Consider the following 13,575-nt stretch of genomic DNA (forward strand, 5'->3'; position numbering starts at 1 on the left):
GGCTAAACGTATCACCGAAGCTGTGGATTGACATCTTTGATGTCAGTGGTAGGAGAGCGTTCTAAGTGCTGCGAAGCTAGACCGTAAGGACTGGTGGAGCGCTTAGAAGTGAGAATGCCGGTATGAGTAGCGAAAGACAAGTGAGAATCTTGTCCACCGAATGCCTAAGGTTTCCTGAGGAAGGCTCGTCCGCTCAGGGTTAGTCGGGACCTAAGCCGAGGCTGAAAAGCGTAGGCGATGGCCAACAGGTTGATATTCCTGTACCACCTCCCCGCCGTTTGAGTAATGGGGGGACGCAGGAGGATAGGGTAAGCGCGCTGCTGGATATGCGCGTTCAAGCAGTTAGGCTGATGAGTAGGCAAATCCGCTCATCATAAGGCTGAGCTGTGATGACGAGGGAAATATAGTACCGAAGTTCCTGATTCCACACTGCCAAGAAAAGCCTCTAGCGAGGCGGGAGGTGCCCGTACCGCAAACCGACACAGGTAGGCGAGGAGAGAATCCTAAGGTGATCGAGAGAACTCTCGTTAAGGAACTCGGCAAAATGACCCCGTAACTTCGGGAGAAGGGGTGCTCTGGTAGGGTGTATAGCCCGAGAGAGCCGCAGTGAATAGGCCCAGGCGACTGTTTAGCAAAAACACAGGTCTCTGCGAAGCCGCAAGGCGAAGTATAGGGGCTGACGCCTGCCCGGTGCTGGAAGGTTAAGAGGAGGGGTTATCCTTTGGGAGAAGCTCTGAATCGAAGCCCCAGTAAACGGCGGCCGTAACTATAACGGTCCTAAGGTAGCGAAATTCCTTGTCGGGTAAGTTCCGACCCGCACGAAAGGCGTAACGATCTGGGCACTGTCTCAACGAGAGACTCGGTGAAATTATAGTACCTGTGAAGATGCAGGTTACCCGCGACAGGACGGAAAGACCCCGTGGAGCTTTACTGTAGCCTGATATTGAATTTTGGTACAGCTTGTACAGGATAGGTAGGAGCCTGAGAAGCCGGAGCGCTAGCTTCGGTGGAGGCGTCGGTGGGATACTACCCTGGTTGTATTGAAATTCTAACCCGCAGCCCTGATCGGGCTGGGAGACAGTGTCAGGTGGGCAGTTTGACTGGGGCGGTCGCCTCCTAAAGAGTAACGGAGGCGCCCAAAGGTTCCCTCAGAATGGTTGGAAATCATTCGTAGAGTGTAAAGGCACAAGGGAGCTTGACTGCGAGACCTACAAGTCGAGCAGGGACGAAAGTCGGGCTTAGTGATCCGGTGGTTCCGCATGGAAGGGCCATCGCTCAACGGATAAAAGCTACCCCGGGGATAACAGGCTTATCTCCCCCAAGAGTCCACATCGACGGGGAGGTTTGGCACCTCGATGTCGGCTCATCGCATCCTGGGGCTGTAGTCGGTCCCAAGGGTTGGGCTGTTCGCCCATTAAAGCGGTACGCGAGCTGGGTTCAGAACGTCGTGAGACAGTTCGGTCCCTATCCGTCGTGGGCGTAGGAAATTTGAGAGGAGCTGTCCTTAGTACGAGAGGACCGGGATGGACACACCGCTGGTGTACCAGTTGTCTTGCCAAAGGCATCGCTGGGTAGCTATGTGTGGACGGGATAAGTGCTGAAAGCATCTAAGCATGAAGCCCCCCTCAAGATGAGATTTCCCATAGCGCAAGCTAGTAAGATCCCTGAAAGATGATCAGGTTGATAGGTCAGAGGTGGAAGCACGGTGACGTGTGTAGCTGACTGATACTAATCGATCGAGGACTTAACCAAATTAGAAAAGCGAAGGCGACTGTTCAATTGTGAAAGGCGTTGGAGCTTCTGATAGGGAAACCGCTTTTTGGTTTCAATAACAGAAGTGAAACGACCGAACAATTAGGAGCCGTAGCTAGACAGTAAACTTAGTACTCAGCAAAATGTTATCTAGTTTTGAGAGAATAATCTCAATTCATGTCTGGTGGCGATAGCAGAGAGGTCACACCCGTTCCCATGCCGAACACGGAAGTTAAGTTCTCTAGCGCCGATGGTAGTTGGGACTTTGTCCCTGTGAGAGTAGGACGTTGCCAGGCATTTAAATTGGCCCGTTGGTCAAGTGGTTAAGACACCGCCCTTTCACGGCGGTAACACGGGTTCGAATCCCGTACGGGTCACCACTTATTTTTATATAAGAAATTTGGAGGATTAGCTCAGCTGGGAGAGCACCTGCCTTACAAGCAGGGGGTCGGCGGTTCGATCCCGTCATCCTCCACCATTTATTTAAGCTGGAGGGGTAGCGAAGTGGCTAAACGCGGCGGACTGTAAATCCGCTCCTTCGGGTTCGGCAGTTCGAATCTGCCCCCCTCCACCATTTTATTGGGCTATAGCCAAGCGGTAAGGCAACGGACTTTGACTCCGTCATGCGTTGGTTCGAATCCAGCTAGCCCAGCCATTAAGAGCCATTAGCTCAGTTGGTAGAGCATCTGACTTTTAATCAGAGGGTCGAAGGTTCGAGTCCTTCATGGCTCATATTAAGCGCCCGTAGCTCAATTGGATAGAGCGTTTGACTACGGATCAAAAGGTTAGGGGTTCGACTCCTCTCGGGCGCGCCATAGAACGGGAAGTAGCTCAGCTTGGTAGAGCACTTGGTTTGGGACCAAGGGGTCGCAGGTTCGAATCCTGTCTTCCCGACCAGGAAATATTCTTGACTTATATATGCGGGTGTAGTTTAATGGTAAAACCTCAGCCTTCCAAGCTGATGTCGTGAGTTCGATTCTCATCACCCGCTCCATAACGGGCCTATAGCTCAGCTGGTTAGAGCGCACGCCTGATAAGCGTGAGGTCGGTGGTTCGAGTCCACTTAGGCCCACTAAAAAAGAGCATCTAGTTAAGATGCTCTTTTTTCATGTAGATGTTCTTAAAAGAGATTGATATTGAAGAGACAAGTCATAAAATGCAGTACGATCTCGTTCATCTAATGCATAGTTAATTTGCGTTTCTAAAATGGTTTTTTTGTGTTTAAATAAGGCATCGTCAATAAGCATGTCAATGTACATATCAAGCACGTTATCAGCTTCGCGAATTTTTCTTTTGCGAGCGAGGGATTTCATCATCTCGGCGTACGATTTTTCATTGTTCATCCATCATCACCTCTGCAGCCTTTTTCTTAGTATATAGAGTAAGGAACAAAAAAACAACTAATTTTCTAAATTTTTAGACTTATTTTATTGTATAGTGACCAGACAAATATAAATGTTTGAGCACCTTTTGTTTCGGTAATGAAAGTAGTACAATGTTGATTAAGTTAGTAGTCATCAGTTAGGAGATTAAGTAATGGACTTTGATAAAATTAAAGAATACTTAACGCTTGAAGGTGTGCTTGAACTTTTAGAAGAATATCAATCATTTGGTATTATACCGGGACTATTACTTCCTATTCTTGAAGCATTTATTCCGATTTTACCTCTGTTTGCTTTTGTTATGGCAAATGCTGCTGCATTTGGCTTATGGTTAGGTTTTCTAATTTCGTGGGTTGGGTCGTGCGTAGGGTCAATTATTGTTTTCCTTATCTTTCGTCGATATGGACAAGCACGCTTCTTGAATTTTATAAGTAGGCATGCTCAAATTCGAAAGATTATGGCCTGGGTTGAACGCCATGGTTTTGGTCCACTGTTTTTAATGCTATGCTTTCCTTTCACTCCATCAGCTGCTATTAATGTTGTTGCTGGCTTATCCAGAGTCAGTATGCCACAATTTGTGTTAGCGGTTTTAGCAGGAAAAATGGTAATGATTTTTATGATGAGCTTTATAGGAGCTGACTTTATCTCCTTCGTACAACAGCCGACAAAAGCTATTGTTGTTTTAATTGTTATTTTTGTATTATGGGTTGTAGGAAAACAAATTGAGAGGCGCCTAAATGTTCGTATGAACCAGTAGAATAAATGAAGAGGAATTTTCTTTTCTGAATTCATGATTTCGCTTTAGTGGAATATATGTTAAAATAAGGATAAAATTAGCAGGTTTTGCTACACTTTCTAGAATCCCTACACGTTCTTTACCTCACCTTAATCTGTTGATTTCCCTGTTTTCTGAAAAGTTATGAATGTTTTGGGCAATTCTCTACTACATATGTTAGTAAAAGGGTTGTTTAATTCATCGCTTTTGCACATGATTTACGAATACGACGTGCTTGTCGTCAAGTAAAAGGGGGCTATGCATAGTATGGAGGCAAGCCTGTTCTTAAGAACGTTCATACTATGTGGTAGGAGATGAGATTAAAAGACAAGGTGGCAATTATTACAGGCGCTGCAAATGGATTAGGCTTTGAAGCTGCACGGATTTTTGCAAAAGAAGGAGCAAAAGTGGCACTCGTTGATTATGACCAAGCTTTAGGTGAAGAGAAAGCACAGGTTTTACGAAATGAAGGTGGAGACGTCACATTCTTTCAAGTCAATGTTGCAGATCGTGATAACGTAGATGGGATGGTAGAAGAAGTAGTAGAAACCTATAGCAAAATAGACATTTTAGTTAACAATGCAGGAATTACCAGAGATGCAATGCTAACTAAGTTAACAATGGAAGACTTTCAAGCAGTTATTAACGTTAACTTGACGGGTGTTTTTAACTGTACGCAAGCTGTTGTGCCTCATATGGTAGCTCAAGGCAGTGGGAAAATTATTAGTACGTCGTCTGTTTCAGGCGTATATGGGAACGTTGGACAAACCAATTACGCAGCAGCAAAAGCCGCGGTTGTAGGAATGACTAAGACTTGGGCAAAAGAACTTGGGCGTAAAGGAATTAACGTAAACGCTGTTGCACCAGGATTTATTGAAACGAATATGGTAGCTGCTGTTCCAGAGAAGGTCATTAACCAAATGAAATCAACCATACCGCTTCAAAGGTTAGGACAGCCTTCTGATATTGGCTATGCATACTTATATTTAGCATCAGATGAATCCAATTATGTAAACGGAACCGTATTACATGTCGATGGTGGAATTATGATGTAATAGGAAAAATAAACCGTTTTGGTAACGAGCCAAAACGGTTTATTTTATTGGATTTCTTTATGTAAGTCCAGTAAAATAAATGGTAACGAAAAGGGTAAATAACTGATCAGAATATAGAAAGAAAGCTTGTTGAACGTCACTTTTTTTGTGGCGTTCAAATTCGTTAGGGGTGAAGAAAATGCTACAGTTTATGCTGGGTAGGTCTGGAAGTGGTAAAACAGCAGCATGTTTAAATGCTATTCGCCAAGAATTAGCGCGTGAGCCACTGGGTAACCCAATTATTTATATTGTTCCAGAGCAAATGACTTTCCAGTCTGAGTACGAGCTTATTCAAACGCCAGGCTTGGGCGGAATGATGAGAGCTCAAGTCTATAGTTTTACGCGTTTGGCTTGGCGAGTTCTCCAAGAAGCAGGCGGCATTAGTCGTTATCATATTGATCAAACAGGCATGCATATGATGCTTAGAAAAATTATAGAACAACAAAAAGAAGAGCTCATCTTATTTGCAGCAGCATCTGAAAAAGAAGGGTTTATCACAAAGCTAGAAAAGATGTTAAAAGAGTTTAAGCAGTATGGATTAGAGCCTGAATCGTTAGTGACTCTGCAGAAAGAACTTAAAGACAGTAACGAGCAAGTGCTAGCGGATAAGCTGCATGATTTAGGACTTATATATCAAGAGCTAGAAAAACAGCTATTAATGAAGTATGTAGATAGTGAAGATTATTTGAAACTATTAGCTGAAAAAATTCAGCTTTCTTCGTATTTAAAGAAAGCTGTTATTTACGTCGATGGATTTCATCATTTTACAAAGCAAGAACTCGATGTCTTAGTCGAACTTATGAAAGTTTGCTCAGATGTAACGGTCACATTGACGGGAGATTATACGCAAGCAGACTATATACCAGCTGATTTGCAACTCTTTAGATTAACTGGAGAGACGTATAGAGAGTTAACAAAAGTAGCGTTAGAACAAGGAATTGAAATAAAAGATCCCGTTTTATTAAAGGATAATTTTCGCCATTCAAACAGCAAAGAATTGTCTCACTTAGAGAAGTATTATGACGAGCGTCCAACTGTTGAATTTTTTCAGAAGCCAAATGACATTTCTTTATATCCTGCTGTGAGTCGGCGTGCAGAAGTAGAAGGAATTGCAAGAGAAATTCAGCTGCTAGTTAAAGACTCTGATTACCGGTACCGAGATATTGCTTTAGTTGTCCGGAATAAAAATGAGTATGATGAATTAATTGAAACCGTATTTCGCGATTACGAAATTCCATACTTTATTGACCAAAAGCGAGCAATGTTTCACCATCCAATTATTGAATTTATTCGTTCCAGCTTAGAAGTCGTAAGTGGCTCTTGGCGCTATGAAAGTATTTTTCGTGCCATTAAGACAGATATGTTTTTTCCGATAGAAGCTGAGGTTAATAAGCTAAGGGAAGGAATGGACCAATTTGAAAACTATGTCTTAGCATATGGGATTCAAGGTACTAAGTGGACAAATGGTGAAAGGTGGAAGTATCGAAAATATCGTTCATTAGAGGATATGAATCTACCAAAAACAGATGAGGAAGTCCAGTTCGAAGAAAAGATTAATGAGCTAAAAGAACTTGTTGTAAATCCACTTATGAAACTGCAGCAGGAACTAAAGAAAGGAAAGACGGGGAAAGAAAAAGCAAAAGCTCTTTACCTCTTTTTAATAGAGCTCAGTATCCCACAAAAAATTGAGAAGCTTCGTGATCACTGTGAAGAAAATGGAAAGGTACAAGAAGCACGTGAACATGAGCAAGTATGGAAAGCCGTCTTAAACTTATTTGATCAGTTTGTAGAAATGATGGGAGAAGAAAAAGTATCCATCAAGCTGTTTACTGAGCTTTTTGAGACGGGACTAGACAGTATGCAGTTTGCTATTGTTCCACCATCTCTTGATCAGGTCCTCGTTGCAAGCTTCGAGCGCTCTCGTTTTTCCAATATTAAAGCGACCTTTATTGTAGGAGTGAACGATGGTGTGATACCAGCTAAACCTCAGGGGGATAGTATTTTATCTGATCAAGACCGCGATGAATTATTTAAATCAGGTGTGACGTTAGCTCCAACGGGCAAGCAGCAGCTGTTTGATGATCAGTTCTTAATTTATTTAGCGCTTGTAAGCTCAGAAGAAAAGTTATATATCAGCTATCCACTAGCAAATGATGAAGGGAAATCTTTGCTACCATCTCTGGTTATTAATCGATTGAAAGAGCTCTTTCCATTACTTGAAGAAAAGTTATTAATGAATGACCCTACAAGTTTAGAAGAGGAAAAGCAGCTTGATTACATTGCGAATCCACTGTCTACGATGGCTTATTTAGCAAGCAATCTACAAGCTTGGAAACGGCATTATCCAATGAGCGATGCATGGTGGGACGTTTATAACTTTTATATGACTTCAGAATGGAAGACGTATAGTCAAAGGGTTTTGAGCAGTTTATTTTATCAAAACGATGCAAAGCGGTTAACGAAGAAAACAAGTGAGCGCTTGTATGGCAAACATATTCAGGCAAGCGTATCGCGCATGGAAAAGTTTGAGGCTTGTCCTTACTCGCATTTTGCTTCTCATGGCTTAAAGTTGAAGGATAGAAAAGTGTTTCAACTAGCGGCACCTGACATTGGTGAGCTCTTTCATGCAGCGTTAAAACATATTTCAGATAAGTTGAGAACTAGTGAGAAAGATTGGAAGCAGTTAACGAAGAAAGATTGTCAATCTCTCTCTGCTGATGCAGTTCAGGAATTAGCGCCGCGCTTACAAAACGAAATCTTGTTGAGTTCTAATCGTCATCAATATCTTGCATATAAATTGCAGCAAGTAATCGAACGGGCGTCGATTGTATTAAGTCAACATGCAAAATCGAGCGGGTTTGTACCTGTTGGGCTAGAGTTAGGTTTTGGTCCTGATGCAGAATTACCTTCTATGACCTTTACGCTTCCAAATGGACATACGATGGAGCTAGTGGGACGAATAGATCGAGTAGATAAAGCAGAAAGCTCTAAAGGGATACTACTTCGGATTGTCGATTATAAATCCAGTGACAAAGCGTTAAATTTACTAGAAGTCTATTATGGGCTTTCACTTCAAATTCTTGCATATTTGGATGTAGTGGTAACTTACGCTGAACAGCTTTTAAAAACGAACCAAGGTGCTTTACCTGCAGGTGTTTTATACTTCCACGTTCATAATCCGATGGTTAATAGTACAAAGAGTCTGAGTGAAAATCAGGTTGAAGAAGAAATCTTTAAGAAATTTAAGATGAAAGGCTTACTGTTAGGTGATGAAGAAGCGGTTCGCCTAATGGATGAAACGCTAGAGTCTGGTCATTCACAAATTATCTCAGCTGGTATTAAAAAAACAGGTGGTTTTTATTCGAACTCTTCAATTGCATCTGAGACGGACTTTACACACCTTAGACAATACGTACGTAAAAAGTTTGTAGAGGCGGGGACAGAAATTACTGAAGGTAAAATTGATATATCTCCTTACAAACTTAAAGATAAAACACCGTGTGCCTTTTGTGAATACCGTTCAATTTGTCAATTCGATGAAGCCCTAAGCGAAAACGAATATCGTCAGCTGAAAAATGAAAATCAAAATAATATTTTAGAAAAAATACGAGAGGAGGAAAAGCATGAGTCAGGAACGAATGAGTAAGCCTGTTGATTCACAGTGGACAGATGATCAGTGGAAAGCAATCGTGTCATCTGGACAAGATATTTTAGTGGCAGCAGCGGCAGGTTCAGGAAAAACAGCTGTTTTAGTTGAGCGCATTATTAAAAAAATTATCGATCCTGAAAATCCAGTGGACGTCGACCGTTTATTAGTCGTGACGTTCACAAACGCTTCAGCTGCAGAGATGCGTCATCGTATCGGGGAAGCTTTAGAAAAAGAGTTAAAGATAAACCCGTCTTCTTTACATTTAAGAAGACAGCTGCACTTACTAAACCGAGCGTCTATTTCAACTCTTCATTCATTTTGTCTTGAAGTTATCCGCAGCTATTACTATATGATTGACTTGGATCCAGGTTTTCGAATTGCAGACGATACCGAAGCAGAGCTCTTGAGAGAAGAAGTATTGGACGAGCTTTTTGAAGAGCAGTATAGCCTTGAAGGTAATCAATTATTTTTTGAGTTAGTGGATCGATATACAAGTGATCGTCATGATTTAGATGTTCAGCATATGGTTCGCAGATTATATGATTTTGCTCGTTCTAATCCAAAGCCGAATAGCTGGTTAGATATGCTTCTTCATCAATATAGCATTGGTGAAGAGGCTACAATTGACTCTCTTCCATTTATGAACTTTTTAATGGATGAAGTGAAAAAACAGCTGAGCGGTGTTCAAGCTATGCTACACCAAGCGTCTAGGTTAACAACAATGCCTGGAGGTCCAGCTCCAAGAAAAGTAAATATTGAGGATGATTTAGCTCAGGTTAATCGTATGCTTGCAGCTGACACTTTTGCTGAGCTACATGAACAAATGCAAACCCTTAGCTTTACGCGTTTAAAGCCATGCAAAGGTGATGAGTATGACGCTGCCTTACTTGATGAATTTGGAAATCTTCGTAAAAAAGCAAAAGCAGCTCTTGAAAAAATGCAGAGCGATTTATTTTCTCGTCCGCTCAGTGGATACATGAGCGACTTTAAGAAAATGCATCCTGTAGTAGAAGTTCTTATATCGCTTGTAAGGAAGTTCGGTGAGCGCTATGAAGCAGAAAAGCGAGCGAAAGGGCTCGTAGATTTTTCAGATTTAGAACACTATTGTTTGGAAATTTTAGGACGTCCGTCAGATCAAGGAATTCAACCATCTGAAGTTGCTTACAAATATAAAACGCAGTTTGTAGAGGTTTTAGTAGATGAATATCAGGATACGAATATGGTACAAGAAACCCTAATTCAGCTTGTGAAGCATGATGATGAAGATGGTAACCTCTTTATGGTAGGTGATGTTAAGCAATCTATTTACCGCTTTCGTTTAGCAGAACCATTTCTTTTTCTTGGAAAATACAAGACTTTTACACATGATGGACGAAAGAATGGCATGAAAATTGATTTGAACAAGAATTTCCGCAGCCGCTCTGAGATTATCGATGCGACCAACTTTATCTTTCAGCAGCTGATGGATGAAGAGGTTGGTGAAATCGTCTATGACGACGATGCATCCTTGAAGTTGGGGGCTTCTTATCCAGACAGTAGTGAAATGGAGTCTGAACTTTTACTGATTTCCAAAGAAGGCGGAGAAGAGGAAGAAGAGTCAACTTTAGTGGAGTTTTCAGAAGCAGAATTAGAAACGGCTCAGCTAGAAGCTCGAGCAATGGCTCGTAAGATAAAGCAGCTTGTTCAAGAACGTTTTCAAGTATATGACCGTAAGTTAGATGTGATGCGAAACGTAACATATCGAGATTTTGTTATTTTACTTCGCTCTATGCCATGGGCAGCACAAATTATGGAAGAGTTTAAGCAAGAAGGGGTTCCTATTTATGCAGATTTGTCGTCCGGGTATTTTGATGCAACGGAAGTGATGATGATGATGTCTTTATTAAAAGTCATTGATAATCCATATCAAGATATTCCCCTTGCTTCTGTATTGCGTTCGCCAATTGTAGGTTTGTCAGATGAAGAACTTGCTCTAATTCGGGCCGAGGATAAAAAGGGGACGTACTATGAGGCGATGAAAAATTATGTTCGCTTGTCTCTTGAAGGACCTCTTCAAGAAAAGCTTTGTCACTTTGCTGTGAAGCTTAGCGAATGGAGAACCACAGCACGCCAAACTTCTTTATCTACACTTATCTGGCAGATTTACCGTGATACAGGATTTTATGAGTTTGTAGGAGGTCTACCTGGAGGTAAACAGCGTCAAGCTAACTTAAGAGCTTTATATGACCGTGCACGTCAATATGAAGCGACGTCGTTTCGAGGCTTATTCCGCTTCCTGCGCTTTATCGATCGTATGAAAGAGCGTGGAAATGATTTAGGAACGGCCAGAGCGCTAGGTGAGCAAGAAGATGTTGTTCGTTTAATGACAATCCATAGCAGTAAAGGTTTAGAGTTTCCTATTGTTTTCGTAGCTGGATTGAACCGTAAGTTTAATCTAATGGATTTAAATAAATCTTATATGCTAGATAAAGAACTCGGTTTCGGATCCAAGTATATTGATCCAAAGCTTCGTATTACGTATCCAACGTTGCTTCAGCAAGTCATGAAACAAAAAATGAAGAAAGAAAGCATTGCTGAAGAAATGCGAGTTTTATATGTAGCGCTAACACGTGCTAAGGAAAAATTAATTTTAGTCGGAACTGTAAAAGATGCTGAGGCTCAAATGAAAAAATGGAGCCAAGTATTAACTCATGACCAATGGGAGCTACCTGCTTATATGCGTGCAGATGCCAAGTCATATCTTGATTGGGTGGGTCCTGCTTTAGCCAGACATCGTCATTTCGAAAAGTGGATGCCTGAGGAGCAAAGAGCAGTGTTGCAAGAGGTGTATGAGCACAGTTCCAAATGGAAAGTACAAGCGATTCAAGCGACGGAGCTATCTGAACAGCTGGTTGAAGAACAATCGGAACATGAAGAACTGCTAGCTGCGGTACAAGAAGGTAATCCAGTTGATTTTGAAAGTATAAATAAAGAGCGTATTGAAGAGCGATTACGCTGGAAATATAGTCATTTAAAAGCAACGACACATCGATCCAAGCAGTCCGTTTCTGATTTAAAAAGGCAGTATCAAACCACTAGTGAAGAACCAGAAAGTCAACTTATAACAGGATTTAAGTCAACCATTGAAGATCGTCCGACCTTTATGCAGTCGCATTCATTAACTGCAGCAGAACGTGGAACAGCTGTGCATACAGTGATGCAACATTTACCATTTAAGGAATCGCTAACAATTGAAGCTGTACAAGAGCTTATTGATTCTCTCGTTATCAATGAAATTTTAACAGCGGAGCAAGCAGAAAGTATTAACCCTTCTGATATTGCTCAATTTACAAACAGCTTTATTGGACAACAGCTCAAAGAAGCAGAGAAGATTTATCGTGAAATGCCGTTTAGCTTAAATGTCTCAACAGAAGAGGTTTACGGATGGAATGATAATGAAGCAATTTTAGTCCAAGGAATTATAGATTGCTTATACGAATGGAATGGTCAGCTCATTCTTGTTGATTACAAAACCGATGATATTAAAAATCGCTTTAGCAATGACTTTAACAGTGCGCAAGAAATCTTGAAAAACCGCTATGAAGTGCAGCTAAAGCTATATCGGAAAGCGGTAGAAACCATCGTGAAAAAGTCAATCGCACATAGCTACTTATATTTTTTAGATGGTGGACATGTAATAGAGATAAAAGAGTAAAAAGAAGGCGAGCTTTTCGTCTTCTTTTTGTCAAGAAAAGGTGGGGAGCAAATGAGATTACTACATACGGCCGACTGGCACTTAGGGAGAACCTTAGAAGGTAGGAGTAGAATTGAAGAACAAGCTCAGTTCTTAGATGAGCTAGCTCAAATTGTAAAGGAAGAAAAAATTGATGCAATTTTAATGGCCGGTGATGTATTTGATACCGTCAATCCGCCTGCAGCAGCAGAGCAATTATTTTATGAGAGTATGTCGAAGCTTAGTGAAAAAGGCAATCGTCCAATTATTGTAATTGCGGGTAATCATGATAACCCCGATCGCTTATCTGCAGCCTCTCCGCTTGCATTCGAACAAAATATTACGCTCATAGGTTTACCGACAACAGATGTACAAGAGATTTACCTTCCAACTGTTGAAGAAACGTTAAAAGTAGGCGCACTTCCTTATCCATCGGAATCTAGATTAAAGGAAATGTTGGCTGAGGAAGACGACGAATTGTTGCTTCGAAACTCATATGATGAGCGAGTACGCGAAATCTTCTTAAAGATGAGCTCACATTTTACAAACGACAGTGTAAACATTGCCATGAGTCATATCTATGTTGCTGGAGGAAGCTCAACGGATTCTGAACGGCCAATTGAAGTAGGTGGAGCGTATACCGTGGCAGCATCAAGCCTTCCAGCAGCAGCTCAGTACGTGGCACTTGGACATCTTCACCGACCGCAAGACATTAAGCGAGCTTCTACAAAAGCTCGTTATTCAGGTTCACCTCTTGCCTATAGCTTTTCTGAATCAGGCTATACCAAATCAGTAACGATACTCGATGGGAAGCCGGGAAAAGAAATGAAAGTAACAGAAATTCCTTTATCAAGCGGAAGACCACTTACAAGATGGAGAGCGAAAAACGGTATCGCAGAAGTCTATCAGTGGTTGGATGAAGGAAAAGATAGCACTGCTTGGATTGATTTAGAGATTCACTTAGAAGATGCGCTGTCTCTTGAAGAAATTCACCGATTACGCAAGCTACACAAAGGGTTTATTCATATCCGACCGATTTTTAAAGAGGAAGAAACTGTTGAGGTGCAACAAGAACAGCGAAACGTTCCGGTGGAAGAGTCTTTTGCGAAGTTCTACCGTAAGCAAACAGGTGGAGCAACGCCAAGTGACGAGTTGGTTCAACTCTTTTTATCATTGATTCATACACAAGAGGCAGAAGAGGAGGAGTAGAA

6 protein-coding genes, 9 tRNA genes and 2 rRNA genes (1 of these 17 running past the window's edge) are annotated in these 13,575 nt (G+C 41.6%); 16 read left to right on the forward strand and 1 reads right to left on the reverse strand.

The window, feature by feature from the left end; all coding sequences use genetic code 11:
* From NIZ91_03550 to NIZ91_03600, 11 genes are all read left to right on the forward strand, one after another.
* Nucleotides 1-1,752: ribosomal RNA gene (locus tag NIZ91_03550) — 23S ribosomal RNA — on the forward strand; it begins 1,183 nt to the left of the window's first position.
* Nucleotides 1,753-1,932: 180 nt separating this feature from the next.
* Nucleotides 1,933-2,048: ribosomal RNA gene (rrf, locus tag NIZ91_03555) — 5S ribosomal RNA — on the forward strand.
* A gap of 9 nt (nt 2,049-2,057) precedes the next feature.
* Nucleotides 2,058-2,132: transfer RNA gene (locus NIZ91_03560), tRNA-Glu, on the forward strand.
* A 22-nt stretch (nt 2,133-2,154) separates the two neighbouring features.
* Nucleotides 2,155-2,230, forward strand: a tRNA-Val gene (locus NIZ91_03565).
* A 12-nt stretch (nt 2,231-2,242) separates the two neighbouring features.
* Nucleotides 2,243-2,326 (forward strand) — tRNA-Tyr (locus NIZ91_03570).
* A gap of 6 nt (nt 2,327-2,332) precedes the next feature.
* Nucleotides 2,333-2,407: transfer RNA gene (locus tag NIZ91_03575), tRNA-Gln, on the forward strand.
* A gap of 4 nt (nt 2,408-2,411) precedes the next feature.
* Nucleotides 2,412-2,484 (forward strand) — tRNA-Lys (locus NIZ91_03580).
* A gap of 6 nt (nt 2,485-2,490) precedes the next feature.
* Nucleotides 2,491-2,567: transfer RNA gene (locus NIZ91_03585), tRNA-Arg, on the forward strand.
* A gap of 5 nt (nt 2,568-2,572) precedes the next feature.
* Nucleotides 2,573-2,649: transfer RNA gene (locus NIZ91_03590), tRNA-Pro, on the forward strand.
* Nucleotides 2,650-2,672: 23 nt separating this feature from the next.
* Nucleotides 2,673-2,746, forward strand: a tRNA-Gly gene (locus tag NIZ91_03595).
* Nucleotides 2,747-2,750: 4 nt separating this feature from the next.
* A tRNA-Ile gene (locus NIZ91_03600) sits at nt 2,751-2,824 on the forward strand.
* Between the two features lie 34 nt (nt 2,825-2,858).
* Here NIZ91_03600 and NIZ91_03605 read toward each other — a convergent pair.
* On the reverse strand, nt 2,859-3,095 hold the full coding sequence (locus NIZ91_03605; GenBank protein ID USY55754.1) for an IDEAL domain-containing protein: 237 nt from the start codon (nt 3,093-3,095) through the stop codon (nt 2,859-2,861).
* A gap of 193 nt (nt 3,096-3,288) precedes the next feature.
* On the opposite strand from NIZ91_03605, the gene NIZ91_03610 reads away from it, so the two are divergent.
* The 5 genes from NIZ91_03610 (at nt 3,289) to NIZ91_03630 (ending at nt 13,573) form a co-directional block, all read left to right on the forward strand.
* Nucleotides 3,289-3,891 (forward strand): TVP38/TMEM64 family protein, encoded by a 603-nt coding sequence (locus NIZ91_03610; GenBank protein USY55755.1) that lies wholly within the window; start codon nt 3,289-3,291, stop codon nt 3,889-3,891.
* Between the two features lie 332 nt (nt 3,892-4,223).
* Nucleotides 4,224-4,964, forward strand: a complete 741-nt coding sequence (gene fabG / locus NIZ91_03615; GenBank protein ID USY55756.1) for a 3-oxoacyl-ACP reductase FabG — start codon at nt 4,224-4,226, stop codon at nt 4,962-4,964.
* 178 nt (nt 4,965-5,142) lie between these two features.
* Nucleotides 5,143-8,649 (forward strand): helicase-exonuclease AddAB subunit AddB, encoded by a 3,507-nt coding sequence (gene addB, locus NIZ91_03620; protein USY55757.1) that lies wholly within the window; start codon nt 5,143-5,145, stop codon nt 8,647-8,649.
* Nucleotides 8,627-12,346 (forward strand): helicase-exonuclease AddAB subunit AddA, encoded by a 3,720-nt coding sequence (gene addA / locus NIZ91_03625; GenBank protein USY55758.1) that lies wholly within the window; start codon nt 8,627-8,629, stop codon nt 12,344-12,346. Before addB ends, addA begins: the two co-directional genes overlap by 23 nt.
* 51 nt (nt 12,347-12,397) lie before the next feature.
* Complete coding sequence (locus NIZ91_03630; GenBank protein USY55759.1) at nt 12,398-13,573, forward strand: exonuclease SbcCD subunit D C-terminal domain-containing protein; 1,176 nt, start codon at nt 12,398-12,400, stop codon at nt 13,571-13,573.
* Nucleotides 13,574-13,575: the final 2 nt, after the last annotated feature.

This window comes from Bacillus sp. 1780r2a1 (assembly GCA_024134725.1).
In the GTDB taxonomy this organism is placed as follows: domain Bacteria; phylum Bacillota; class Bacilli; order Bacillales; family Bacillaceae_H; genus Priestia; species Priestia aryabhattai_A.